This window comes from Streptomyces sp. NPDC020742 (assembly GCF_040641675.1).
GTDB lineage: Bacteria > Actinomycetota > Actinomycetes > Streptomycetales > Streptomycetaceae > Streptomyces.
Genome location: NZ_JBFAEA010000016.1, coordinates 124,408 through 147,649, shown reverse-complemented (window position 1 = coordinate 147,649; position 23,242 = coordinate 124,408). Strand labels below are relative to the sequence as shown.

The window sequence follows — 23,242 nt, the reverse complement described above, 5'->3', positions numbered from 1 at the left end:
GCCCGCCGTCCGCGCGTCCGGGGCAGCGGCGTCAACCGTCCACGGAGTTCCAGAACATCAGCTCGTAGGCCTGGAGCAGCCGGCCGTAGCGGTGTGCCGCGGCCGGCTGGGCCTGCCCGGTGTCGAGGCCGTGCTGCACCGCCGCACGGGCCTGCTCCTCGACGTCCGGCGCCGGCTCGGCGAAGAGGCCGAAGAACCCGCGGGCAGCCTCCGGGAAGCCGTAGTGGTCGCGCATCGCGGCCTCGACGACCGCACAGTAGCCGCCCCAGGCCGCGAAGTTGGCGGTCAGCGCGATGGCGACATCGGCCGGCTGGGCGCCCAGCGCGAGCCGCGCGGCGTACGAGGGGTAGGCCTGGCAACCCGGGCGCGGCTGGTAGCCGGCGAGGTCACGGGCGGTCAGCGCACAGGCGTCCGCCAGCCCGGCCAGCCGCTCCAGGGCCAGGGTCTCTCCCCGGGCGAGCAGATCGAAGAAGTCGGCCACCGGCGGGTCGCCGTCCGCCCGCCGCGCCAGGTGACGGAAGCTCAGCCGGTCGGCGGCGATCACCTGGTGCTGTTCCAGGGCGAAGGTGGCGAAGACGGAGCGCGGTGCCTGGCCCGCCCCGATCCGCGCGACCAGCCGGTTGGCCCCGGCGTCCGGGGCGAGCGCACACACCGCCTCGTCCAGGACGGCGACCGCCGTCGGTCGGGTGGTGTCGGGCGCGGGGCGGGCCATGGGCGGACTCCTCCGGGGTACGGCGCGAGACGGCGGCCAAGGCCTCAGGGTAGGCGCCGGGGCGCCCCGGCGACGGGCAGCGCACCGCGCTCCGGCGCCCCGGCCCCTCCGGTCAGCGCAGAATCACCTCATTGACCGCAGGCGCGGCAGGCCCTTCTGCCAGACCAGCCGTACCGCCCGGATCGCGCGGGCCGACCACGTACGGCGCGGGCCGTCAGCGGGACTTGGCGAGGAACACCAACATGCTCATGAACGCCAGCAGCACATGCGTCGCCACCACGTAGATGAACACCCGCACGGACACCCCGCGGGGCGGCTTGGTCACCACGTACGGCTGGCTGCGTACCGGTTCGGAGAGGGGGCCGGGGGAGCCGGGGGAGTCCGCGGCGGGATCCGTCGGCGGAGGGGTGGCACGGTCGGGCACGGCGTACGATCCTTCCCTGTTCACAGGCCGCGGCGTGGGGCGTCGCCGCCCAAGCACAGCTCGGCGGCACCGCTCTGCAGCAGCGTGTGGACGAACAACAGCTCCGTCCCGCCCGGTGCGGCGGCGGCGAGACGGTGCGGGGTGAGCGAGTCGAAGTGCGCGGCGTCCCCCGGACCCAGCACGTGCACCGCCGGGCCCAGCGTCAGCCGCAGCCGCCCGGTGAGGACGTACAGCCACTCCTCGCCGGGGTGTACCCGCACCAGCTCGCCCTGCGCCCGCTGTGGCACATGGACCCGGAGCGCCTGCATCGCGCGCCCGGCGCCGCCCGCGGTCCAGTAGGTCCAGCCGCCGGCCTCCGACGGCTCCGCGCGGTCGGCCCGGATGACCGGGTCCCGTTCCGGGGCGGCCTCGCCGAGCAGGTCGGATACCGTGGTGCCGTACGTACGGGCCAGTGCCAGCAGCATCGGCAGCGACGGCTGGCGGCGGCCGGTCTCCAGCCGCGACAGGTGCGCGGGCGAGAGCCCCACCAGCCGGGCCGCGGTCTCCAGCGTGAGACCACTGCGTCGCCGCAGGTCACGCAGGCGCGGCGCGACGGTGGGGAGCTCCTCCGGCGGGGCGCCGGGGGGCTCTTCGGGGGACTCGGTCATACCCCCGGTATAGCCACCCTTCGCCCCTCAGGCAAAAGATTTGCCTGTGAGGCAAAAGCCCCTACTCCGTGGCGTCCTGCGGATACCAGCGCAGTTCGACGGTGTTGCCGTCCGGGTCCTGCACATAGATCGACTGAGCCTCACCGCGGGCGCCGTAGCGGGTGCCCGGACCGTCCAGCACGGTGAACGTGCCGGAGTCGATCACCTCCTGCCAGTCCAGCGGGTCCACGACGAGGCAGATGTGGTCCACGTTGGACACCGCCTTGGACCCTTCGGGCCCTTCGGACCCGTCTGCCGTGTCTGACCCGTCGGGGGCGTCCTCGGGGCGGCTGATCAGATCGATGATGGTGGCCGGGGAGATCCGCACCGACGGGAAGGGCGCGGTACCGGCCCGCCACTCCGCCACCCGGACCGGCTCCAGCCCCAGCGGGCCGCAGTAGAACGCCAGCGAGCGCTCGATGTCCCGCACTGCGAGCACCAGATGGTCGAAGTCCTTCACGCGCATGCGCTTTCCTCCGTTGGTCGGGACGGGGAACGGCCCAGTGGGACCGCATCAGGGCGATTCAACCGCGGACCCCGAAATCCGTGGTGAGCGGGGTTCCCCTTGGGGCGGAAGGTGACGACTCGTGTGAACTCCCGGAAAACTTCCGGGCTTTGGCATTGACAGGGGCATGTCTACGCGCGTCATCCTGGTGGGCATGAGAATCCCCCCACGGATCACCAGGATCGGCGCCGCGGGCGCCCTCGTTTCGACCCTTCTCCTCGGCGGTACCGCGGTCGCCGCGACGCCCGCCGCCGGCGCGGTGCAGCCGACCGCTTCGTACGCCGTGGCCACGGCCGTACACGCCCAGGACATCGGCAAGGTCTGCTACACCAAGCTGCCCTCGCAGGCCCATGACACCCTCGACCTGATCGCGAAGGGCGGGCCGTTCCCGTACCCGAAGGACGGCACGGTCTTTGACAACCGCGAGGGTGTCCTGCCGGCCCATGACACCGGCTATTACCACGAGTACACCGTCGTCACCCCCGGCTCGCCCGACCGTGGTGCGCGCCGGATCGTGGCCGGTGAGAAGAAGGACGAGGACTACTACACCGCCGACCACTACAAGACGTTCGATCTCGTCGACCGGGGCTGCTGACGCTCCACCACAGCGGCACAACAGAGCGGCCGGGGTGCACCTGCACCCCGGCCGCTTTGTTATCACTCTCAGCAAATGGGGCGCGCGGGGCGCACCCCCCGGGAGAGGATGGTCGGTGGTTCCCGGTAGCGTTTCGGTGGAAACGAGGAGCGGGCGGGCATCGGCGGACAAGAGACCCTGAGCGGTCGACTGCTGCGGCGCGCCCGGGAGAGTGCCGCAGCCGCCGAGGTCCTGGCGACCGGCACGAGGCGTCACAGACAAGGAAGGACGGCGAACTGCCGTGTATCGCTGGGAGATCACCCGGGCCGCACTGGCGCAGCGTGTATTCGCCATCGTCCGCAGCAAGACCTATGACGAGGCGAGTGCCACCGCCGACACCCTGCTCTCGGCCGGCATCACGAGCCTGGAGATATCCCTCACCACTCCCTTCGCCCTGGAGGCGGTGACGACGTTGTCACGCGAGCTGGGCGACGACGCAGTCATCGGCGCCGGCACGGTCCTTGACGCGACGTCGGCCCGGATGGCGGTCGACGCCGGTGCCCGCTACCTGGTCTCCCCGAGCCTGGACGCCGAGGTCATCAGCACCGGCCACCGCTACGGCGTCCCGGTCTTCCCCGGGGTGTGCACGCCGACCGAGATGGTCCGCGCGCTCGAACTGGGCGCGGACGCGGTCAAGCTGTTCCCCGCCTCGGCACACCACCCGTCCTGGCTCCGGGACGTCCGCGCCGCCCTGCCGCAGGTACCGGTGCTGCCGACCGGCGGGGTGACGGTCGAGCGCGCGCCGGAGTGGATCGCCGCGGGCGCGGTCGCCGTCGGCATGGGCGTGGAACTCTCCGACGGTGACCGCGCCACGGTCGCCAAGCGCGCCGCCGACCTCCTGACCCGCCTCGCCGAGGCCGACCCCGACCAGATGGGCCCGGACGCCGCGGGCGGCTACGGGCGCTGAACCGCCGGACGGCCGCCGTCGGCCATGGGGGCGCTGATCTCCCGGCCGCCGTCGGCCCCGTGGTGGGCCGTCCCGCGGACTGACGCCACGGCCCCGTCCCACCAGCCGGTCAAGGGGTTCACCGGGGCCACCGGCTCTGCCACGCTGGGAACTTCGGCCATCCGATCACGCCGCCGTGCCGTCGCGGGTCGCCGTGCCCGGCCCGCGGCGGCGCACCGGGTGACCGCCCGATCCGCAGCCACCGGAGCCCCCATGAAGCGTGCCGTCGCCCTGCCCGCCCTCGCCTGTCTGCTCGCCGTCACCGCCGCTGCCCCGGCCCCGGCCGGCGCCGTTCCGGTCTCCGTCTCTGCTTCCGCGGGGGCTGCTCCGGTCTCCGCCGCCACCTCCGCTCGCCTGGCTGGGAGGAAGGCATCGGCCCTCGACACCGTCCCACGGCGCGGGGTGCTACGGGTCTGCACCACCGGCGACTACCGCCCCTTCAGCTACCTGGACCCCACCACCGGCCGGTACCGCGGTGTGGACATCGACATGGCCGGGAACCTCGCCAAGAGCCTGGGCGCCAGGCCCCGTTACGTGGCAACCACCTGGGCCGGGATCGTCGGCGACCTCGCGGCCGGCCGCTGCGACATCGCCATGGGCGGCGTCTCTGTCACCCTCCCGCGCGCCCGCTCGGTCTACTTCAGCGAGCCGACCCGCACCGACGGCAAGACACCGATCGTCCGCTGCGCCGACCAGAACAGGTACCGGACGCTCCGCCAGATCGACCGGCCCGGCACCACCGTCATCGTCAACCCCGGCGGCACCAACGAGCAGTTCGCCCGCTCCCACATCAAGCGCGCAACCCTCCGGGTCCACCCGGACAACACCACCGTCTTCGGCGAGATCATCGCGGGCCGCGCGGATGTGATGATGACGGATGCCAGCGAGACCCGCTATCAGGCCAAGATCCACCCCGAGCTCTGTGCGGTGCATCCGGACCGGCCGTTCACCTTCTCCGAGAAGGCCTATGCGCTGCCCCGCGGGGACGTCGACTTCAAGGCCTATGTGGATCAGTGGGTGCACCTGGCCACACACGACGGCACCTACGAGAGGTACGAGGATTCCTGGATGAAGTAGCGGAAGCGGCAGCTGACATGACGGACCCAAGCGAAGCAGTCGAAGCAGTTGGAGCAAGCGAAGCAGTGGGCGAGAGGCGGATGGTGTGATGACGGGGCAGCAGCAGGGGAGCGCGGCGCTGGAGCTCGCCGCGGCACAGCAGGTGCTGGACGAGCAGCCGTTCAGCAGGCTGGTGCGGGCACGGATCACCGGGTTCGGAGCGGGCGCCGCGACGCTGGAGATCGATGTCCGCGAGGAGCTGCTCCAGCAGCACGGTTTCGTGCACGGCGGGGTGCTCTCGTACGCCGCCGACAACAGCCTCACCTTCGCCGCGGGGACGGCGCTGGGCCCGGCGATCGTCACTGGCGGCTTCACCATCCAGTACCTGCGCCCGGCGCGCGGCCGTACCCTGCGGGCCCGCGCCGAGGTCGTCCAGGCCGGACGTCGACAGGCGGTGTGCCGCTGCGATCTGACGATGCTCGACGCGGACGGGGTGGAGACCCTGTGCGCGGTGGCACAGGGCACGGTACTGCCGCTCGGCGGACCACCCGCCGCACCGGAGCCCGACGGCCAAGGCCCGGGCCTCGGCCGGTGACCTGAGTACCAGGCACCGGCGGCACGCTCCTGTCCGCCCCGCGACGCCCGGCACGCGCGCTCGACGCGCCGCCGGGATCACCCACGGAGGCCCACTGCGAGGACGGGGGAACGTCCGGCCGCTGCCGACCGGAGCCGGCTCCACGGCAGTTCGTGGTTACCCGGCTGCCACGGCTTCACCCGGCACGGGTGTCCCCGACTTGTTGCTCACGAGCTTCACGTCCGCGACGAACAATTGGAACAGCAGCTGGCTCGGGCCGGCTTCTCTGCCCTTCTTGTTTTTGGCGCCCTGCGCAATGGCCACGCTGAACGGCTCGTTCTCTTCCGCCTTCACGCCGATGTAGCCGGGCAGCGTGCCCTCGTTGCCACTGGCGTTCTGATAGGTGCCGCCGTTCGCCCGGCGGACCAATTCGCTGTTGTAGGAGGGCCCGAGGGCCATGTGTTGCGGAGTGAAGAGAAGTTCGTGTGCACCGGGCTTCAGTGTGAACTTCAGCATGACTTGATACGCCTCACCTCCCATGTTGTGGTACGCGTCGGCCTGGGCCCGGTCGCCGAGGTGGGCACCGACGGTCATGCCCTTGTGGTTGGTCTTGAAGTCCTTGGCCGAGCCGCCGCCCTCCGCCACGTACTGCACGGCGGCAACCTCTTCGGGACTACCCCAGTACGCGAGGAGGGTCATCGCCTCTTCCAGGCTCATGGCCCTGTACAGGTCCAACTGCCCCGCCGTCTCCGGCTTTCCCTGCAACTGACGCAGCAGGTCCGGGCCGACGGTCTTGATGATTTCCTCCATCGTGCGCCCCTTACCCGCCTTGGCCTTCTTGTTCTTCTTGGCCGCGTTGGTGAGGTTCACTTTGGCGGTGGCCATCTCTTTCGTGGCCTTGCCGTCGGCGCCCATGACCCCCGCTTGGCGTTCCCAGTGCTCGGTCGTCATCACGTTCTGCGGGTTCGCCGGGTTTTCGTGGTCGTAGGCGCGCTGCACGGAGGAGGGGGCGACGGGCGCGGGGGAGGGTGCCGTGCTGCGTTGCACGTTCTGAGCGGCCTGAGGGCTCGCGGCCATGGCCCGGCTGGCATTGGCCTCGGCCTCGCGCTCGAAGCGGTCGGACGGGTCGGAGACCTTCAGCCCGCTGCCGTTGTCCGTGCCGGCGACGGGGCCTTGGCGCTGCTGGATGACGTGGGTGAGTTCGTGGGCCAGTGTGTGCTTGTCCGCACCGCCGTCTCCGATGACGACGTGATTGCCGCTGGTGTAGGCGTGCGCACCGACTTCGGCGGCCGAGGCCTTGGCGGCGGCGTCGTTGTGGATGCGGACGTCGGAGAAGTCCGCGCCCAGACGCGCTTCCATGTCGGTACGGGTGGCATCGTCCAGCGCCCGGCCGGGCGTGCGCAGCACGTCGTGCACGGCGGAGCGCTGCACCGCGGGCTGCTGTTTCGACTCGGCCTGCTGATGGCCGCATCCGGCACTGTGCTGATGCTGCTCCTGGGCCCAGGAGTGGCCGGCCTGACGGAGCATCTGGACGACCGCGGCGTTGCCCGCACCGGCCTGCTGGCCGAGCAGGCCACGCAGCTGTGTGGACGGGGCGGATGCGGGCTTGCGAGCCGCGGTACGGTCGCTGCCTGCTCCGCCAGGTCCGGCCTGCTCGTGATGGTGCACGGGAGCCCCTCTTCTGGCACGAATTCGTCAACCCTTCCTGGATACGCGGCAGGCAATCGCCGATGCAAGGTACGGAAGGGCAGCATGTACGGCCCGTAGGGGCACCGGCCGACGCGGGCACTCCTCCGCTCTCCACCGGCCTCCGCCGATCTCCTTCCCTCACCTCCGGTCGACTGGCGCATGCGGGAACGACTCGAAAACGCCGTACGGTTCGACGCCGCCGAAGTCAGCCGCGTGGCAAGGGATTTCCGGGTGCATCATGGACTCCGTGCGCCGGGGAATCGGACTGACGCACGGTGCGCGGCTGGTGTCCGTCGAGAACGGCCCGGACGGGGTGAGCGCGCGCTTCGCCGACGGCAGCGTCGCGACCGGTGATCTGCTCATCGGCGCAGACGGCCTGAGCTCGACCGTCCGGCGATCGATCGCGCCCGGCGCAGAGCCCGTCTACGCCGGGCAGAGCGTCTTCTACGGGTACACGCGCAGCACCCCGGTGGCGGAGGACACCGGGCACCTCACCATGGTGCGGGGCAGCGCCGCCGCCTTCGGCTACGCGGTCTCGCCGGACGGGGAGACGTACTGGTTCGCCCGCGTGGGGGGAGACGCCGTCCCCGCCGACGAACTCGCACACCCCACGCCGTCCCGTTGGCGGGAGCAACTCGTCGAGACGCTGGGCAAGGACGCCACCCCCGCCGCGGGCATCGTGGCGGCCTCCACCGACGGCATCATGGCCACCAACGCCACCGAGATTCCGCTGGGAACCCCCTGGCGCTCCGGGCGGACGCTGCTCATCGGTGATGCGGCGCATGCGGCCTCACCGGCGACGGGCCAAGGGGCCTCGATGGCATTGGAGGACGCGGTCATCCTCGCCAAGTCCCTGCGGGACGCGCCCGATCCGGACAGCGCACTCTCCCTCTACGAGGCGTGCCGCCGCCCCCGCGTGGAGCACAACATCACCGCCAGCGGAGAAATCTCCCGCGGCACCCGCACCCCGCCACGCACCTCGGCACCCACCGGCCGTGCACCGTCCCCCCAGCGCCCCGGCGACGACACGCTGGCCCGCCAACTGAACTGGGACGTCGATATGCGCTCCGTCCCGGGCAACGCGGGCTAACGCGAACCAAGTTGGACCACACTGGCGTCGCCCTGAGTCGTCCTGACGTCGCCAGGGCGTGGCTCTGGCGTGGCGCCGAACGCGCTCCTCGGCTTGGGGTCAGGCGGGGGACGCGTGGCGTGCACGGCTGTCGGCCAGCAGCGCCGCGCGGCGGACCGTACGGCTGGAAGCGGCCAGCAACGGCATCCGGACGGCCGGGCTGGGAATGCGTTCCTGAGCGTGCAGCACTCCCTTGATCACTGTCGGGTTCGGCTCGGCGAAGAGGGCAGCGGACAACCGGGCCAGCTCGGCGCCGAGCCTGCGGGCGGGTGCACCGGAACCGCGACGCCACAACGAGATCAGTTCGGCGTAGTCGGCGGTGCGCACATTGGCCGATGCGACGATCCCGCCGTGGGCGCCCGCCGCGACGAGCGGTGAGATGACGACGTCGTCGCCGCCGAGCACGGCGAAGCCGGGCGAGGGGGAGCCGAGCAACTCCACCGTGGTCGCGTCGATCACGCCGGTCGCGTGCTTGATCCCGACGATCCCCGGTAGGCGGCTGAGCGCAGTGATCGTGCCGATGCCGAGCGTCTGCCCCGTGCGGTAGGGGATGTCGTACACGATCAGCGGTAGGCCGCCGCGTTCGGCCAGCGCGGTGAAATGCGCCAGTGTCCCCGCTTCGCCGGGCCGGATGTAGGGCGGCGCGGGGACCAGCGCCGCAGCCACGTCACCGGTGGCCGCCAGCTCGCGCAGCGACGTGATGGCGGTGGTGGTGTCATTGGTGCCGACCCCGACGATCAGCGGGGCGCCGTGGGCTCGGCAGGCGGCCGAGCAGATGCGCACCACGGCCTGCTTCTCCTCCGCGGTCAGCGTGGCCGATTCCGCGGTGGTGCCGAGGGCGACGAGTCCGGAGGCGCCGGCCGACAGCGCCTCGTCGGCGAGTCGGGCCAGCGCATCGGGAGCCAGGCGCAGGTCGTTGGTGAACGGGGTCACCAAAGGGACGTACAGGCCGTTGAGGATCGGATTCGGCTTCATGGTCCCACCCTGGCTCACCTCAACCCGGTAGATCCATTTCTGATTTCTACCTCTATGCCTAAGCTGAGCTTATGCTCGATGTTCGTCGTCTCCATCTGCTCCGCGAGCTGGACCGGCGGGGCACGATCGCCGCCGTGGCCGAGGCACTGACCTTCACCGCATCCGCCGTCTCCCAGCAACTGGGTGTGCTGGAACGCGAGGCAGGCGTGGCCTTGTTGGAACGCAGCGGCAGGCGGGTGATCCTCACGCCCGCAGGCCGGTCACTCGTCGCCCACGCCGACGCCGTGCTGCAACGCCTCGAGCTGGCGGTCGCCGACCTGGCCAGCGCGCGGGACGGCATCGGCGGGCCGTTCCGCATCGGGACCTTCCCCTCCGGTGGCCACACCATCGTGCCCGCCACACTGGCCGAGCTGGCCCAACGGCATCCCGCGCTGGAACCGATGGTGCAAGAAATCGACTCCGCCCGCGTCTCCCACGGCCTGCGAGCCGGCGAACTCGACGTGGCCCTCGTCCACGACTACGACTTCGTACCCGCGTCGCCGGACACCACAGTGGACGAGGTACCCCTGCTGGAAGAGCCGATGTACCTCGTCACCGCCACCGCGACCGAGAACACCGGCCGCGGCGGCACGCTGGCAGAGCTGCTCGGCCCCTATGCCGAGGCCCCGTGGATCACCGCACGGGACGGCACGACCGGTCACGCGATGGTCGTACGCGCCTGCCAGGCGGCCGGGTTCCAGCCGAGAATTCGCCATCAGATCAACGATTTCCGCACCGTGCTGGCCCTGGCCGCCACCGGGCAAGGAGCCGGCCTCCTACCGGAAATGGCCACGGCCCAAAGCCCCGCAGGCGTGGTGTTGACCAAGTTGCCGTTGTTCCGCCGATCGAAGGTCGCCTTCCGTGCGGGCGGCGGTACTCATCCGGCGATCACCGCATTCGTGGCCGCGGCAAGAGCGGCCGTGAGCGGCATGACGGGTACGGGGCCGGATGAGAAGACCTCGATGGGCGACCCGGACTCGGCACGGGCGTTGCCGGCGCAGGGCGCCGAGGCCGCCCCAGCGGGCTGACGGCGAACCCACGGGTCCCTCTCTCAGAACCGGGTCATCGCACCCACGGCTCCCCGTCACGGACAAGCGCGTTGCTCTCTCGAAGCAGCGCACGTTCCCTACGTTTCCGCCGGGCTGCCTGGGCTCGGCAGGCGACGGTAGTTCGGTATCAGAAATGCCGGTATTTAGTCGATGCCTCAGCGTCACCGCGGTGACCGATCCGCGGGGCGATGCCGACCGACCGCGCAGGGGGGCGCGCCGCCGGCGGTTGTACTGATCGGGGAGGTTGATCAACCGTGAGAACGGGGGCTGGTTGCTGCAAGCGCTGTGCGGACGGTGCTGGTTGTACTGGTGCAGCCACGGTGGCAGAGCGTCTCGGCGTTGTTGCTCGCTGGTGTAGCAGCGGGCGTAGGCCCAGCCGTCGGCCATGGTGCGGTGGAAGCGTTCGACCTTGCAGTTGGTCTGCGGACGGTAAGGGCGCGTGTACTTCGGTGTGATCGAGAGGGTGTCGCACGTGTCGCGCCACAGGTAGGACCGGTAGGCGCCGCCGTTGTCGGAGAGAATCCTCTCGATGGTGACGCCGCGCTCGGCGAAGCACTCCACCGCGCGATGCAGCACGCCGACTGCGGTCACGGCCGTCTCGTCATCGTGGACCTCGGTGTAGGCGACGCGGGAGTGGTCGTCGATGACGGTGTGCACGAACGCATATCCGAGCTTCGGGCCGCCGTAGGCGTTGCGTGACTTGCCCGGTGTCGCGACGCGGTGCTTCTCGCCTTGGCGGCGACCGACGTACCGCCAACCGCCTCCATCGGGGATGTTCCCGAGCTTCTTCACATCCACGTGCACGAGCGATCCCGGGTGGTCGTGCGCGTACCGGCGGACGGGTTCACCTGTCGCTCGATCGACGTAGGCGAGTCGGTTCAGTCGGACCGATCGCAGGATTCGGTGCACTGTCGACGGGGCGATGTCGAGTCTCGCGGCGAGCTGGACGGGCCCTTCTCACAGGCGCAGTCGCAGGCTGACGCATCGCTTCGTCACGTTCTTGGGTGTTTTAGTCGGAGATCTCCGGGGTCGTGAGGATCGGTCCTGCATGGACTCGCCTGCAAGGTAGCGATCGGCCCAGCGCTTTACGGTTGGCCAGGACACCTGGAATCGGGCCGCGACTTCGCTGATCGGCCAGCCGTCGTCAACGACGAGTCGAGCGACTTTCAGACGGTGGCGCGGGGTGAGGACGGCGTTCGGATGTGACATGTTTGAGCTCCTGGACAGCCTGAAGGGCCGACCATCGGGTGCGGGCGGCCCTTCGACAACTAGAAGTGTGGGTAGAGGGCGTGAAGATCAGTCCACCGGGGAGACCCGGATGAGGTTGCCGTCGGGGTCCGTGATGACGAACGTGCGACCGAAGACAGCGTCGTGTGGCTCCTCCGCGACATGGACTCCCTTCGAGACCCAGCTCGTGAAGATCTCGTCAATCGCGGTCGCTCCTCCTGGGACCATCAGTCCGACTTCGCTCGTTCGAGGGGTGCTCGGGACCGCATGCTCGCTGTAGCCCGTCCACAGCGCAAACAGGACGCCGGGGGCAACCTCGAAAGCTACGTAGTGGGGACTGATGAAGGTCGGTTCGATCTCGAACAGGTCGCTGTAGAAGGCGGTAGCGGTCTCGGCGTCGCGGACGCCGATCAGGAACAGGTTGGGTGCGGGCATAGTGCGCTCCTCAGATCGTTGAATTCTCGGTACTGCTCCAGTTGACCGCCGCATCGCGACAGGGCCTGTCACCTTTTCTGCAAAGGTTGGTCAGCATGAAGGCTTCGAGACTGTTGCATCTCTTGCTGCTCCTGCAGACCCGTCAGCGCATCACCACCACCGAGCTCGCCGGACGTCTGGAAGTGTCTCGGCGGACTGTGCTGCGGGATGTCGAGGCGCTCTCGACAGCAGGTGTGCCTGTCTATGCCGAACGCGGGCGGAACGGCGGGATCGTCTTGCTCCCCAGTGCACGGCTCAACGCATCGCATCTGGAACCATCAGAGCTGGAGGCACTCTCCGTAGCCGGTTTGGACAGCGCGCAACTTGAGCGTATGGGTCTGTCTGCGGTGTGGGAGTCGGCCGCGCGCAAGATCGCCGCTCGGCAGGCTGCAGCACCTGGATCGCCGAGCCTGCTGCAACTGGCGGACCTGGTGCTGGTAGACAGCACCGCGTGGTTTGCTGACTCAGAGGCAGGGGTCGACGTATCGGATCTGGCCTCGGCACTGCGACACCGCCGCCGGCTGCGAATCCAATACCGGCGCAGCGCCGAGAATCAGGCCTCAACGCGGGTGGTCGACCCGTACGGGATCGTCGCGAAATCCGGTCGCTGGTATCTCATCGCCGATGACCAGGGGAACGGTCGGCTGTTCGCTCTGGAACGACTCTCGTCATACGAACAACTCGACGCGCCAGCTGCTCTCCGACCAAGCGAAACCCTCCGCACCAGATGGGCCGCGTTGAAGGAACGCACCGAGGGGCAAGGTCGCGTGAGCGTGACCGTCCGCCTGCCAGAAAACGGACTCGACCTGGCGCGGCGCATCCTCGGCAACCGCATCCACGACGTCTCCGACGCGGAAAACGGCTGGTGCACCGTCGTCGTCCGCTACCCCGACATCGAGTCAGTGCGTCAGCTCCTCCAGTTCGGCGACCACATCGAGATACTCACCCCAGAGACAGCCCGCGAACGCATCAGTCAGCTCGCCAGAGACCTGGTTGAAAGGCACTCAACCCCGGCCTCGTGACTGCCGAGCGGAACGCCCTGCTCTCAATCAACGTCTCCGGTCAGTACACCTAGGGACGGTCCGTCGTGCCGTTCTCGCCGGCCTTCTGGTAGTCGAGCACCGCATCGAGATACGCGCCGATCGCGTCCCGGTTGCGGGTCAGGCACCGGATGCGTTCGGTCATCCGGTCCCGCTCGCGCCGCAGGGTGGCCAGCATCTCCGGTGTGGCGTCGGGGAAGTAGAGGGTCCGCGGGGTGTCGAGGCAGGGCAGGATCTGCTTGATGATCCGGGTCGGCAGCCCGGCGTCGAGCAGCCCCCTGATCTGCAGGACCCGGTCGACGAAGCGGTCGTCGTACTCCCGGTAGCCGTTCGGGGCGCGCTCGGCGGCGATCAGCCCCTGCTCCTCGTAGTACCGCAGCAGCCGGCGTGGTGTCGCCGTGCGCTCCGACAGCTCCCCGATCCGCATGTGCCCCACCTCAGTCGGAGTCGCTCTGATCTTCCCGCTTGACCTTCACATCAATGTGAAGGTTTGAGCATATCCCTCGCACGCAGAACCGCACCCCTACGCGAGGTCATTCCTGATGGACAACCAGCTCTTCGACTACAGCCCGATCGTCGAACGGGAGCCGCTCCACTGGCCCGACGGCGCCCGGGTCGCCTTCTACGTCGGTCTGAACATCGAGCACTACCGGCTCGACCGCCCCTCGACCAGCACCTTCCCGGGCACCGCGCACCTGACGCCGGACCCCCTGAACTACGGATGGCGCGACTACGGCCCCCGCGTCGGCTTCTGGCGGCTGATCAAGGCCCTGGACCGGCACCGCATCCGCGCCAGCGTCCTGCTCAACTCCGATGTCGTCGACCGCAATCCGCAGATCATCGAGGCCGGCCGGGACCGGGACTGGGCATGGCTCGCCCACGGGAAGAACAACTCCGTCTTCCAGCCCGATGTGGCCCCCGACGAGGAACGCGCCTACCTCACCGAGGTCGTCGAGACCATCGAGAGGGCCACCGGAGCGCGGCCGCGCGGCTGGATGGGGCCGGCGCTCACCGAGTCCTTCCGCACCCCGGAACTCCTCGCCGAGCTCGGCCTGCGGTATGTCCTCGACTGGACCAACGACGACCAGCCCTACCGGCTGAACGTGCCGGGGATGCTGAGCGTGCCGTACTCCGTCGAGCTGAACGACATCGGCCTGTTCGTCGGCAAGCGCCTCAGCGGCCCGGACTTCGTCCAGATCGTCAAGGACCAGCTGGACCAGCTCTACGAGGACGCGGCGGACGGCGGGCGCGTGATGGCGCTGGCGCTGCACCCGTTCGTCATCGGCCAGGCGTTCCGGCACCGGTACCTGGACGAGGCGCTCGCGTATGTGGCGGGCCACCCCGGGGTGTGGCTGACCACCAGCGACGAGATCGCCGACCATTACGCCCGGAACGCCGGTAGGGGCTAAGCGTTCTGCCCGTCCGCCGGGCTGTCTGCCGCCCGGTGCCCGAGGACGTTGACGACCCGGCCGTTGGGGTCCCGGACGAAGAAGCGGCGCACGCCCCACTCCTCGTCCTGGAGCGCCCGGACGATCTCGGCGCCGGCGGCGCGGACCGATGCGTACACCGTGTCGACGTCGTCGACCTCGATGCTGAGGTCGGGGGCCACCAGCGCGGTCCGGTCGGCGGTCATGAAGGTGAGCTGGGCCGTGGGGTTGGTGGGGGAGGCGAGGGTGAGCACCCAGCCCTGGTTCATCACCTCCTCGAGGCCCAGGAGGCCGTAGAAGCTGCGGCTCTCCTCCAGCGCGTCCGACTGGAAGTCGGGAACGACACGGCGGACGGACATGGGGCCTCCTCGCTGCGGGGTCTGACTGGCTTACCAGAACCCGGGCCGGTCAGGGGCGGAATCCTGAACGCGGGGCCGGGCGGTGCGCCGGGCCTGCATCCCGCGCCCCCTGGCCCCGCGCCCCGACCCCCTGGCCCCGCGCCCCGACCCCCTGGCCCCGCGCCCCGAGCCGGTCATCGGAGGGTCGGCGGGGACCGTCCTTGTCCGGACAATGTGACCTCCGGACTTCCCGTCATCTGCCCGGGCGGATACGCTCGCCAGCGTGGGGAAACGCGATGCGGAAGAAGCCCTGGGCGCCGAGAGCCCCGTCCAGTTCAGCGTGGACCGGAGCAGTCCGGTCCCGCTGTATTTCCAGCTGTCCCAGCAGCTGGAGGCGGCGATCGAGAACGGCCGGCTGGCTCCCGGCAGCCTGCTCGGCAACGAGATCGAGCTGGCCGGGCGGCTCGGCCTGTCCCGGCCGACCGTGCGGCAGGCCATCCAGTCCCTGGTCGACAAGGGGCTGCTGGTGCGTCGCCGCGGCATCGGCACCCAGGTCGTACACAGCCAGGTCAAGCGCCCGCTGGAGCTGAGCAGCCTCTACGACGACCTGGAGGCGGCCGGGCAGAAGCCGGCCACCCGGGTGCTGCTCAACACCACCACCGAGGCCGACGCCGAGGTCGCCGCCGCACTGGGCATCGCCGAGGGCGCCGAGGTGGCGCTGGTCGAGCGGCTGCGAATGGCGCACGGCGAGCCGGTGGCGCACCTGCGGAACCACCTGCCCGCCGGGCTGCTCAAGCTGGACACCGGGGAGCTGGAGGAGACCGGCCTGTACCGGCTGATGCGGTCGGCCGGGATCACCCTGCACAGCGCCCGCCAGGCGGTCGGCGCCCGGGCCGCGACGGCGGAGGAGGGCCGGCAGCTCGACGAGCCCGAGGGCGCCCCGTTGCTCACCATGCAGCGGACGACGTTCGACGACACCGGGCGAGCGGTCGAATTCGGCTCGCACACCTACCGCGCTTCCCGTTACGCCTTCGAATTCCAGCTGCTCGTACGGCCCTGAGGCGCCCGGAGAGGCATCCGGCGCCTCGGGGCGCCGCCGGGGAGCCACCCGCCCCGGGCCGCCGGGCCGTGCCGTGTGACCTATCTCTCCGCGCGGGGGTTCCAGACCGGGCCCGACCTGCCCGCCCGGCCGCGTCCGCCCGGCGGGCGCCGGGTGTGGCCACCGCGATGACGCCACCCCATCAACCGGGACAGATCATCGGTAACGGATACTTGCTCGGTTGGGCCCGGCCGGCCTCGGTGTACGACACCGCGTCCACCGACCGGAAGCCCACACAGCGCAGGCAACCGACGACCGGCACGGCAAGATCAGCGGAAGGGCGAGTCCTCGTGGCAAGGGTTCGGAGAAGGGGACGCGTCATCGGCGGCGTGCTGGCGGCGGTGCTCGGCGTCGCACTGGCGGGCTGCAGCAGCACCGGGGGCAAGCGCGCCGAGGAGGAGCGCGCCGCGCAGGCCGCCGGCGGCCGGGCCGCGGTGAACACCCCCCGGTGGACCTTTGCGATGGTCACCCACTCGGGAGACGGCGACACCTTCTGGGACATCGTGCAGAACGGCGCCCAGCAGGCCGCCGTCAAGGACAACATCAAGTTCGTCTACGGGCACGACGAGGAGGCCCAGCGGCAGAGCCAGCTGGTGCAGTCCTACATCGACCAGAAGGTCGACGGCCTGATCGTCTCGCTCGCCAAGCCCAATGCCATGAAGGACGTCGTCAAGAAGGCCGAGAAGGCCGGGATACCCGTGATCACGGTGAACTCCGGGGCCGAGGCGTCCAAGGCGTTCGGGGCGCTCAGCCACATCGGGCAGGACGAGACGGTGGCCGGTGAGGCGGTCGGCGAGGAGCTCAACAAGCGCGGCCGCAAGAAGGCCCTGTGCGTGCTGCACGAGCAGGGCAACGTCGGCCATGAACAGCGCTGCGACGGCGCCGAGAAGACCTTCAAGGGCGACCTGCAGCGGCTCTACGTCGAGGGCACCAACATGCCCGACGTGCAGTCCTCCATCGAGTCCAAGCTCCAGGCGGACCCGGCCATCGACGCCGTCGTCACCCTCGGCGCGCCGTTCGCCCCCACCGCGGTCAAGGCCGCGGAGCAGGCCGGCAGCAAGGCCGAGGTGGACACCTTCGACCTCAATGCCCAGGTGGCGACCGGCCTCAAGGACGGCACCCTCGGCTTCGCCGTCGACCAGCAGCCCTACCTCCAGGGGTACGAGGCGGTCGATCTGCTCTGGCTGTACAAGCACAACGCCGACATGCTGGGCGGCGGCAAGCCGGTGCTCACCGGACCCCAGGTGATCACCAAGAAGGACGCCGCGGCCCTGGCGGACTACACCAAGCGGGGCACCCGATGAGCCGTACCGACGCCGTCGCGACGGCCGACCGGCCCGGGGTCGACGAACGCCTGCTGCACCGCTCCCTGGCCCGCCGCCTGATGAGCCGCCCCGAATTGGGCTCGATCGTCGGGGCGGTCGCGGTCTTCGTCTTCTTCTCGCTGGTCGCCGAGCCCTTCCTGCGGGCCTCCAGCCTCTCCACGGTGCTCTACGCCTCGTCGACCATCGGGATCATGGCGGTCCCGGTGGCGCTGCTGATGATCGGCGGGGAGTTCGACCTGTCGGCCGGTGTCATGGTCGTCAGCTCGGCGCTGATCTCGTCGATGTTCAGCTACCAGATGACCGCCAACACCTGGGTCGGTGTCGGGGTGTCCCTGCTGGTCACCCTCGCGATCGGGGCGTTCAACGGGATCTTGCTGACCCGTACCAAGCTGCCCAGCTTCCTGATCACGCTCGGCACCTTCTTCATGCTGACCGGCCTCAACCTGGGCTTCACCAAGCTGATCGACGGCACCGTCTCGACCAAGTCCATCGCCGACATGGAGGGCTTCGACTCGGCCCGGGCGCTCTTCGCCTCGCACCTGACCGTCGGTGGTGTCGACATCCAGATCACCATCGTGTGGTGGCTCGCCCTGGTCGCGCTCGCCACCTGGATCCTGCTGCGCACCCGCGTCGGCAACTGGATCTTCGCGGTGGGCGGTAACGCCGATGCCGCGCGGGCGGTCGGCGTCCCGGTCACCCGGACCCGGATCGGCCTGTACATGGGCGTCGCCTTCGCCGCCTGGATCTCCGGACAGCACCTGCTGTTCTCGTACGACGCGATCCAGTCCGGCGACGGCGTGGGCAACGAGTTCCTGTACATCATCGCGGCGGCGGTCGGCGGCTGCCTGATGACCGGCGGCTTCGGCTCGGCGATCGGCGCCGCCGTCGGCGCCTTCATCTTCGGCATGGCCAGCAAGGGCATCGTCTACGCGCAGTGGAACCCGGACTGGTACAAGTTCTTCCTCGGCGCGATGCTGCTGCTCGCCACGCTGCTCAACGCCTGGGTCCGCAAGCGGGCGGAGGAGACGGCATGACCGCGCTGGTCGAGCTGACGGACGTCAGCAAGCACTACGGCAGCGTCCGGGCCCTCACCGGGGTGTCCCTGACGGTGTACCCCGGGGAGATCACCTGCGTGCTCGGCGACAACGGCGCCGGCAAGTCCACCCTCATCAAGATCATCGCGGGGCTGCACCGGCACGACGCCGGCACCTTCACCATCGAGGGGGAGGAGGCCACCCTGTCCTCCCCGAGGGAGGCGCTGGACCGCGGGATCGCCACCGTCTACCAGGACCTGGCGGTGGTGCCCCTGATGCCGGTGTGGCGGAACTTCTTCCTCGGGTCCGAGCCGACCACCGGAGCGGGCCCCTTCAAGCGGCTCGACGTCCGCACCATGCGCGAGACCACCCGGAGCGAGATGCTGCGGATGGGCATCGACCTGCGCGACGTCGACCAGCCCATCGGGACCCTCTCCGGCGGTGAGCGGCAGTGCGTGGCCATCGCCCGGGCCGTCTACTTCGGCGCCAAGGTCCTCGTCCTGGACGAGCCGACGGCGGCGCTCGGCGTCAAGCAGTCCGGTGTGGTCCTCAAGTACGTCGCGGCAGCCCGGGACGCCGGGCTCGGCGTGGTGTTGATCACCCACAACCCGCACCACGCCTACCTCGTCGGCGACCGGTTCGTCCTCCTCAAGCGCGGCACCATGGCCGGCAGCCACACCAAGGACGAGATCGCCCTGGAGGAGCTGACCCGCCAGATGGCGGGCGGCAGCGAGCTGGAACAGCTCAGCCATGAGCTGGCCCGCACCGCGACCCCGGAGTTCCCCGGCGGTCACCGGCCCGACTGAGCGCCGGTAGCGCACCGGCGGTCCGCCCCGGTGGCCGGTCGCGCCGGGCGCCGCAGTGCCGGTCGCGGTGCGCCGGACGCCGCCGGTGATGCACAATCGCACCGAACCCGCACATCGAGGCCCCGGCCTCCCGAGACCCCGCAGGGACGAGACGACTCTTGCGAGCACGCAGCCGCCGCACGGGGGTACCACCCACGCCCCGCAGGCAGTGGGGGAGCAACGGCGAACAGGGCCGTGACCGTAACGGCGAAGAGGTGGGTCGATGAGCATGTACCGGGACCGGGTGCACCGGGGGTCGGCCAGGGCCACCGTGCTGCGCACGGTCGGCACCCGGGAGCGGCGCTCGCACCTGACCGCCCCGCGGGTGCCCACCGTCGGCATCGACATCGGCGGCACCAAGGTGATGGCGGGGGTGGTCGACGCGGACGGCACCATCCTGGAGAAGGTCCGCACCGAGACGCCGGACAAGTCCAAGAGCCCCAAGGTCGTCGAGGACACCATCACCGAGCTGGTGCTGGACCTCTCCGACCGGCACGATGTGCACGCGGTCGGCATCGGCGCCGCCGGCTGGGTCGACGCGGACCGCTCCCGGGTGCTGTTCGCCCCCCATCTGAACTGGCGCAACGAGCCGTTGCGGGACCGCCTCGCCGGCCGCCTGGCCGTCCCCGTCATGGTCGACAACGACGCCAACACCGCCGCCTGGGCGGAGTGGCGCTTCGGCGCCGGACGCGGCGAGGACCACCTCGTCATGATCACGCTGGGTACGGGCATCGGCGGCGCCATCCTGGAGGACGGCGCGGTCAAGCGCGGCAAGTACGGCGTGGCCGGCGAATTCGGACATATGCAGGTCGTCCCCGGCGGCCACCGCTGCCCGTGCGGCAACCGCGGCTGCTGGGAGCAGTACAGCTCCGGCAACGCCCTGGTGCGCGAGGCCCGGGAGCTGGCCGCCGCCGACTCCCCGGTCGCGTACAACATCATCGAGCGGGTCGGCGGACGGGTCGGGGACATCACCGGCCCGCTGATCACCGAGCTGGCCCGGGAGGGCGACGCCATGTGCGTCGAGCTCCTGCAGGAGATCGGCCAGTGGCTGGGCGTCGGCATCGCCAACCTCGCCGCCGCGCTCGACCCCTCCTGCTTCGTCATCGGCGGCGGTGTCAGCGCCGCCGACGACCTGCTGATCGCCCCGGCCAGGGACGCCTTCCGGCGCCACCTCACCGGCCGCGGCTACCGCCCCGAGGCCACCCTCGCCAAGGCCCAGCTGGGCCCGGAAGCCGGGATGGTCGGCGCCGCCGACCTCGCCCGCCTGGTGGCCCGCCGCTTCCGGCGCGCCAACCGCCGCCGCGTCGAGCGCTACGAGCGCTATGAACGGGCCGGCCGCCGATGACCGAAACCGAATCCCACGCCATGCATGACGACCACCTCACCGCGCTGCCGCCCCGGGCCAAGCCCCGCCGTCCCTTCCTGATGGCGCTGATCATCTTCCTGCTGATCGCGATCCCGGCCGGCTACATCGTGATCTCCGCCGAGCAGAGCCGGGACAGCGGCGAGGGCAAGGAGGCCGAGGCCGCGGCCACCGGCCTGACCAACGCCTTCCCCTCCAAGGTCCAGCAGCGGATCTACAACGTCCCGGTGCCCATCGGGTCCACCCCGGTCTACTACTACGAGACCAACTCCTGGCAGACCAGCTCGCTGTTCGTGCAGTTCAGGACCAACGAGTGGGGGCTGGAGCACTTCCTCGCTGCCGTCGGCACCAGCACCGCCGCCCTCACCAAGGGCCGTATGACCATCCCGCCGGATCAAGCGGCGAAGGTCGGCTGGGACTTCGGCACCGATGCGCCCTGGGCGGGCACGACGATCACCAGCAAGGACCCGCACCCGTCCCAGCGGATCATGGTCAGCTACGACGAGCCGGGCCACCCCGTCGTCCACACCGTCTCGACCGTGAAGTTCTGACCCCGTACCGGGCCGTTCCAGGGCGGCGCCCCCGTGCCTCGGGGCGAGGCACGGGGGCGGCGGCGGTGCGTCAGCTGGCGGGGACCAGGTGGAACAGCACGCTGTCCGCCGGTACGGAGATGGGGTGCTGGCCCGCAAGGCGCCACCCGGCCTCTTCGAAGACCGGTCCCCACTCCTCCAGGGTGGGGAGGTAGTCGCCCATCACCGCGTGGGCGAATTCGAAGGCCATGCTGAAGACCGGCATCTCGTGGTCCGCGTACGTCGTGGTCCGCGTCGCGTCCGCGAGCAGGAAGTGCTTCAGGTCGGGGAAGACCTCGCGGATGCGCCGCAGGGAGGCGACGGCTTCGGCCCGCGGCCAGAAGTCGTGTCCCATCATGAACGAGGTCAGCAGGTCGACTCCCGCGTACTCAGCGCGCGGTTCGAGCTGGGTGGCGTCGCCCTGGGTGATGGTGATGCGGTCCGACAGGCCCGCTTCCGCCACCGCGCCCGTGGCGACCTCGATGGCCCCGTCGGCGGCGTCGATGCCGAGCCCGCGCACACCCGGCCGGGACTGGGCCAGCCGGATCAGCCGCTCGCCGCTGCCGCAGCCCAGGTCGGCGACGTAGGTGTAGTCCAGCTTGTCCACCACCGGCCGGAAGACGGGGTCCCACCACTCGGCGTTGATCTCGCGGCAGGCGACGCTGATCGCCGCCGCGTCACGCCGATAGAAGGAACCCTCGCGGTTCTCCACTCGGACCAGGTCCGGGAGGGTGTTGAACAGCTCGCCGCAGCCTCGTGTCATCCAGTGGAACAGCGACTTGGACCGGTCCGCCTCGTCGAAGTTCGGGCCGGGGCGGACCTTGACGCCCTCCCGGGTGACGATGTCCGCGGCGGCCAGCGCACGGAACAACTCGAGCATCGAGGCGGCATCCAGGCCCCGTTCGGCCGCGAACGCCTCGGCGTCCAGGGGGCCGGACTCCCGCAGCGCGTCGAAGGCGCCGACCTCCCACGCCGCACTGATCGCCGAAGCCGCCAGGGCGTGGTTGTACACCTCGGCTATCGTCGCACCAACCTTGTTCATGCCACACCCCTTGTCATGTCGTTCGCCAACGCTCTTCGGACGCATGTCCGTCCATTGCTGTTCGATGTAATCCAGGCAGGTGTTCCGGTCGCTCTTCGGATGCGCGACCGTCCACCCGTGGGGAATCTCTGCGAATTCCGGCCACAGCGAGTACTGCGCCTCGTGATTGGCCAGCACCAGGAACAAGCCGTCCGGCTCGTCCAAGGAATTGCTCATATCCGGTTTCCGTTTTCCTGTGTGGGCACGGGGAGTGGGAGCGGGTGAATTCCTCGCCTCACACGAGTTCCCGGTGCAGCCCATCGGTGATGTGCGTGAATACGGCCTGCTCGTGACGGTGGATGAAGAAGTGGTCGTCGTCGACGAGGTGCAGTCGGAAGTCGCCGGTCGTGTGCGCGCGCCAGGTCTCCACCGACCAAGTGGGTACCTGCGGATCACGGGTTCCGCACAGCGCGGTGACCGGAACGGCCAGCGGCGTTCGCTGCTGGTACCGGTAGCTCGCCAGTACGGAGAAGTCGGCGCGGATGCGCGGCAGGCACAGGTCGAGGAGGTCCTCGTCCTCGAACACCTCCTGCGGGGTGCCGTTGAGCCGCCGCACTTCCGCGACGAACTCCTCTCTCGGCAGGTCGTGGATGCGCCAGGCGGGGCGCTCCACATCAGGAGCCGAACAGGCGGACACGGCGAGCAGGTCGGCGGGCCGCCCGGTCCGTTCCTGCAGCCGGTGGGCGAGTTCGTGGGCGAGCAGACCGCCCATGCTGTGCCCGAAGAGGGCGTAGCGCTCGCCCGTCCACGGAGCCACCGCACGGGCCAGGCGCTCGGCGAGGGCGTCGAAATCGTGCTCCGGCGGCTCGTGGAGCCGGTTCTCCCGCCCCGGCAGCTGCACCGGGACGAACTCCACGCCCGGTACGGCACGCCGACTCCAGGCACGGTAGAGGCCGGCGCCGCCGCCCGCGTAGGGCAGGCAGAAGACTCGGACGGGCGCTTCGGGGTCGGGGATGCCGAACGGGAACAGCACACCCGGTTCATCAACCGTGAGGCTCATGT

24 protein-coding genes and 3 pseudogenes are annotated in these 23,242 nt (G+C 70.2%); 14 read left to right on the top strand and 13 right to left on the bottom strand.

What is annotated here, in order from left to right; genetic code table 11:
- Positions 1 to 31: 31 nt before the first annotated feature.
- From AB0G84_RS25200 to AB0G84_RS25185, 4 genes are all read right to left on the bottom strand, one after another.
- Entirely contained in the window at positions 32 to 712 is a 681-nt protein-coding gene (locus AB0G84_RS25200) for a transcriptional regulator (protein ID WP_361324912.1), read from the bottom strand.
- A 214-nt stretch (positions 713 to 926) separates the two neighbouring features.
- Entirely contained in the window at positions 927 to 1,136 is a 210-nt protein-coding gene (locus tag AB0G84_RS25195; RefSeq protein ID WP_361324909.1) for a DUF6126 family protein, read from the bottom strand.
- Positions 1,137 to 1,156: 20 nt separating this feature from the next.
- The gene (locus tag AB0G84_RS25190) at positions 1,157 to 1,783 is read right to left on the bottom strand and encodes an XRE family transcriptional regulator (RefSeq protein ID WP_361324906.1); all 627 of its coding nucleotides are present in this window, start codon (positions 1,781 to 1,783) and stop codon (positions 1,157 to 1,159) included.
- Positions 1,784 to 1,844: 61 nt separating this feature from the next.
- Positions 1,845 to 2,288, bottom strand: coding sequence for a VOC family protein (locus tag AB0G84_RS25185; protein ID WP_361324903.1), 444 nt, complete (start codon positions 2,286 to 2,288; stop codon positions 1,845 to 1,847).
- 193 nt (positions 2,289 to 2,481) lie between these two features.
- Between AB0G84_RS25185 and AB0G84_RS25180 the strand changes: the two genes are divergently transcribed.
- The 4 genes from AB0G84_RS25180 to AB0G84_RS25165 all read left to right on the top strand — a co-directional run bounded on the left by AB0G84_RS25180 (position 2,482) and on the right by AB0G84_RS25165 (position 5,558).
- On the top strand, positions 2,482 to 2,922 hold the full coding sequence (locus AB0G84_RS25180) for a ribonuclease domain-containing protein (protein ID WP_361324900.1): 441 nt from the start codon (positions 2,482 to 2,484) through the stop codon (positions 2,920 to 2,922).
- Between the two features lie 280 nt (positions 2,923 to 3,202).
- Complete coding sequence (gene eda / locus AB0G84_RS25175; RefSeq protein WP_361324897.1) at positions 3,203 to 3,868, top strand: bifunctional 4-hydroxy-2-oxoglutarate aldolase/2-dehydro-3-deoxy-phosphogluconate aldolase; 666 nt, start codon at positions 3,203 to 3,205, stop codon at positions 3,866 to 3,868.
- Positions 3,869 to 4,120: 252 nt separating this feature from the next.
- The gene (locus AB0G84_RS25170; RefSeq protein ID WP_361324894.1) at positions 4,121 to 4,984 is read left to right on the top strand and encodes a transporter substrate-binding domain-containing protein; all 864 of its coding nucleotides are present in this window, start codon (positions 4,121 to 4,123) and stop codon (positions 4,982 to 4,984) included.
- An 88-nt stretch (positions 4,985 to 5,072) separates the two neighbouring features.
- A complete protein-coding gene (locus AB0G84_RS25165) occupies positions 5,073 to 5,558 on the top strand; it encodes a PaaI family thioesterase (RefSeq protein WP_361324892.1) in 486 nt (161 codons plus the stop codon).
- A 156-nt stretch (positions 5,559 to 5,714) separates the two neighbouring features.
- Here the strand turns inward: AB0G84_RS25165 and AB0G84_RS25160 are convergent, their stop codons facing one another.
- A complete protein-coding gene (locus AB0G84_RS25160; protein ID WP_361325034.1) occupies positions 5,715 to 7,064 on the bottom strand; it encodes a DUF4157 domain-containing protein in 1,350 nt (449 codons plus the stop codon).
- A gap of 403 nt (positions 7,065 to 7,467) precedes the next feature.
- Here AB0G84_RS25160 and AB0G84_RS25155 point away from each other — a divergent pair.
- Positions 7,468 to 8,316, top strand: a pseudogene (locus tag AB0G84_RS25155) (FAD-dependent monooxygenase); the annotation flags it as partial.
- Positions 8,317 to 8,415: 99 nt separating this feature from the next.
- Here the strand turns inward: AB0G84_RS25155 and AB0G84_RS25150 are convergent.
- On the bottom strand, positions 8,416 to 9,330 hold the full coding sequence (locus AB0G84_RS25150) for a 4-hydroxy-tetrahydrodipicolinate synthase (protein WP_361324889.1): 915 nt from the start codon (positions 9,328 to 9,330) through the stop codon (positions 8,416 to 8,418).
- A 71-nt stretch (positions 9,331 to 9,401) separates the two neighbouring features.
- On the opposite strand from AB0G84_RS25150, the gene AB0G84_RS25145 reads away from it, so the two are divergent.
- The gene (locus AB0G84_RS25145; RefSeq protein ID WP_361324886.1) at positions 9,402 to 10,397 is read left to right on the top strand and encodes a LysR family transcriptional regulator; all 996 of its coding nucleotides are present in this window, start codon (positions 9,402 to 9,404) and stop codon (positions 10,395 to 10,397) included.
- Positions 10,398 to 10,661: 264 nt separating this feature from the next.
- Here the strand turns inward: AB0G84_RS25145 and AB0G84_RS25140 are convergent.
- Both AB0G84_RS25140 and AB0G84_RS25135 read right to left on the bottom strand, forming a co-directional pair.
- Positions 10,662 to 11,627, bottom strand: a pseudogene (locus tag AB0G84_RS25140) (IS481 family transposase); the annotation flags it as partial.
- An 87-nt stretch (positions 11,628 to 11,714) separates the two neighbouring features.
- Entirely contained in the window at positions 11,715 to 12,080 is a 366-nt protein-coding gene (locus tag AB0G84_RS25135; protein WP_055548848.1) for a VOC family protein, read from the bottom strand.
- 95 nt (positions 12,081 to 12,175) lie between these two features.
- Between AB0G84_RS25135 and AB0G84_RS25130 the strand changes: the two genes are divergently transcribed.
- Positions 12,176 to 13,141, top strand: a complete 966-nt coding sequence (locus tag AB0G84_RS25130) for a WYL domain-containing protein (RefSeq protein WP_361324882.1) — start codon at positions 12,176 to 12,178, stop codon at positions 13,139 to 13,141.
- 49 nt (positions 13,142 to 13,190) lie between these two features.
- Here AB0G84_RS25130 and AB0G84_RS25125 read toward each other — a convergent pair whose 3' ends face one another.
- Positions 13,191 to 13,586: a MerR family transcriptional regulator gene (locus tag AB0G84_RS25125; protein WP_361324879.1), complete on the bottom strand. Its 396-nt coding sequence runs from the start codon at positions 13,584 to 13,586 to the stop codon at positions 13,191 to 13,193.
- A 115-nt stretch (positions 13,587 to 13,701) separates the two neighbouring features.
- Between AB0G84_RS25125 and AB0G84_RS25120 the strand changes: the two genes are divergently transcribed.
- Complete coding sequence (locus AB0G84_RS25120; protein WP_361324876.1) at positions 13,702 to 14,568, top strand: polysaccharide deacetylase family protein; 867 nt, start codon at positions 13,702 to 13,704, stop codon at positions 14,566 to 14,568.
- On the opposite strand, the gene AB0G84_RS25115 is transcribed toward AB0G84_RS25120, so the two are convergent.
- The gene (locus tag AB0G84_RS25115; RefSeq protein ID WP_361324873.1) at positions 14,565 to 14,945 is read right to left on the bottom strand and encodes a VOC family protein; all 381 of its coding nucleotides are present in this window, start codon (positions 14,943 to 14,945) and stop codon (positions 14,565 to 14,567) included. The two genes, AB0G84_RS25120 and AB0G84_RS25115, sit on opposite strands and share 4 nt — an antisense overlap.
- 319 nt (positions 14,946 to 15,264) lie before the next feature.
- Between AB0G84_RS25115 and AB0G84_RS25110 the strand changes: the two genes are divergently transcribed.
- The 6 genes from AB0G84_RS25110 (at position 15,265) to AB0G84_RS25085 (ending at position 21,141) form a co-directional block, all read left to right on the top strand.
- Positions 15,265 to 15,984: a GntR family transcriptional regulator gene (locus AB0G84_RS25110; protein WP_361325031.1), complete on the top strand. Its 720-nt coding sequence runs from the start codon at positions 15,265 to 15,267 to the stop codon at positions 15,982 to 15,984.
- A 368-nt stretch (positions 15,985 to 16,352) separates the two neighbouring features.
- On the top strand, positions 16,353 to 17,327 hold the full coding sequence (locus AB0G84_RS25105; protein ID WP_361325028.1) for a sugar ABC transporter substrate-binding protein: 975 nt from the start codon (positions 16,353 to 16,355) through the stop codon (positions 17,325 to 17,327).
- Positions 17,324 to 18,382: an ABC transporter permease gene (locus AB0G84_RS25100; RefSeq protein ID WP_361324870.1), complete on the top strand. Its 1,059-nt coding sequence runs from the start codon at positions 17,324 to 17,326 to the stop codon at positions 18,380 to 18,382. The genes AB0G84_RS25105 and AB0G84_RS25100 overlap by 4 nt, the downstream gene beginning before the upstream one ends.
- The gene (locus AB0G84_RS25095) at positions 18,379 to 19,188 is read left to right on the top strand and encodes an ATP-binding cassette domain-containing protein (RefSeq protein ID WP_361324867.1); all 810 of its coding nucleotides are present in this window, start codon (positions 18,379 to 18,381) and stop codon (positions 19,186 to 19,188) included. Before AB0G84_RS25100 ends, AB0G84_RS25095 begins: the two co-directional genes overlap by 4 nt.
- A gap of 262 nt (positions 19,189 to 19,450) precedes the next feature.
- Positions 19,451 to 20,572 carry an ROK family glucokinase gene (locus tag AB0G84_RS25090; protein WP_361324864.1) on the top strand — a complete coding sequence of 374 codons (1,122 nt, stop codon included), beginning with the start codon at positions 19,451 to 19,453 and terminating at the stop codon, positions 20,570 to 20,572.
- Positions 20,569 to 21,141 (top strand): hypothetical protein, encoded by a 573-nt coding sequence (locus AB0G84_RS25085; protein WP_361324862.1) that lies wholly within the window; start codon positions 20,569 to 20,571, stop codon positions 21,139 to 21,141. The genes AB0G84_RS25090 and AB0G84_RS25085 overlap by 4 nt, the downstream gene beginning before the upstream one ends.
- A 70-nt stretch (positions 21,142 to 21,211) precedes the next feature.
- Here AB0G84_RS25085 and AB0G84_RS25080 read toward each other — a convergent pair whose 3' ends face one another.
- From AB0G84_RS25080 to AB0G84_RS25070, 3 genes and pseudogenes are all read right to left on the bottom strand, one after another.
- On the bottom strand, positions 21,212 to 22,201 hold the full coding sequence (locus AB0G84_RS25080) for a class I SAM-dependent methyltransferase (protein WP_361325025.1): 990 nt from the start codon (positions 22,199 to 22,201) through the stop codon (positions 21,212 to 21,214).
- A 21-nt stretch (positions 22,202 to 22,222) separates the two neighbouring features.
- Positions 22,223 to 22,417, bottom strand: a pseudogene (locus AB0G84_RS25075) (MbtH family protein); the annotation flags it as partial.
- Positions 22,418 to 22,475: 58 nt separating this feature from the next.
- Complete coding sequence (locus AB0G84_RS25070; RefSeq protein ID WP_361324860.1) at positions 22,476 to 23,240, bottom strand: alpha/beta fold hydrolase; 765 nt, start codon at positions 23,238 to 23,240, stop codon at positions 22,476 to 22,478.
- Between the last annotated feature and the right edge of the window lie 2 nt (positions 23,241 to 23,242).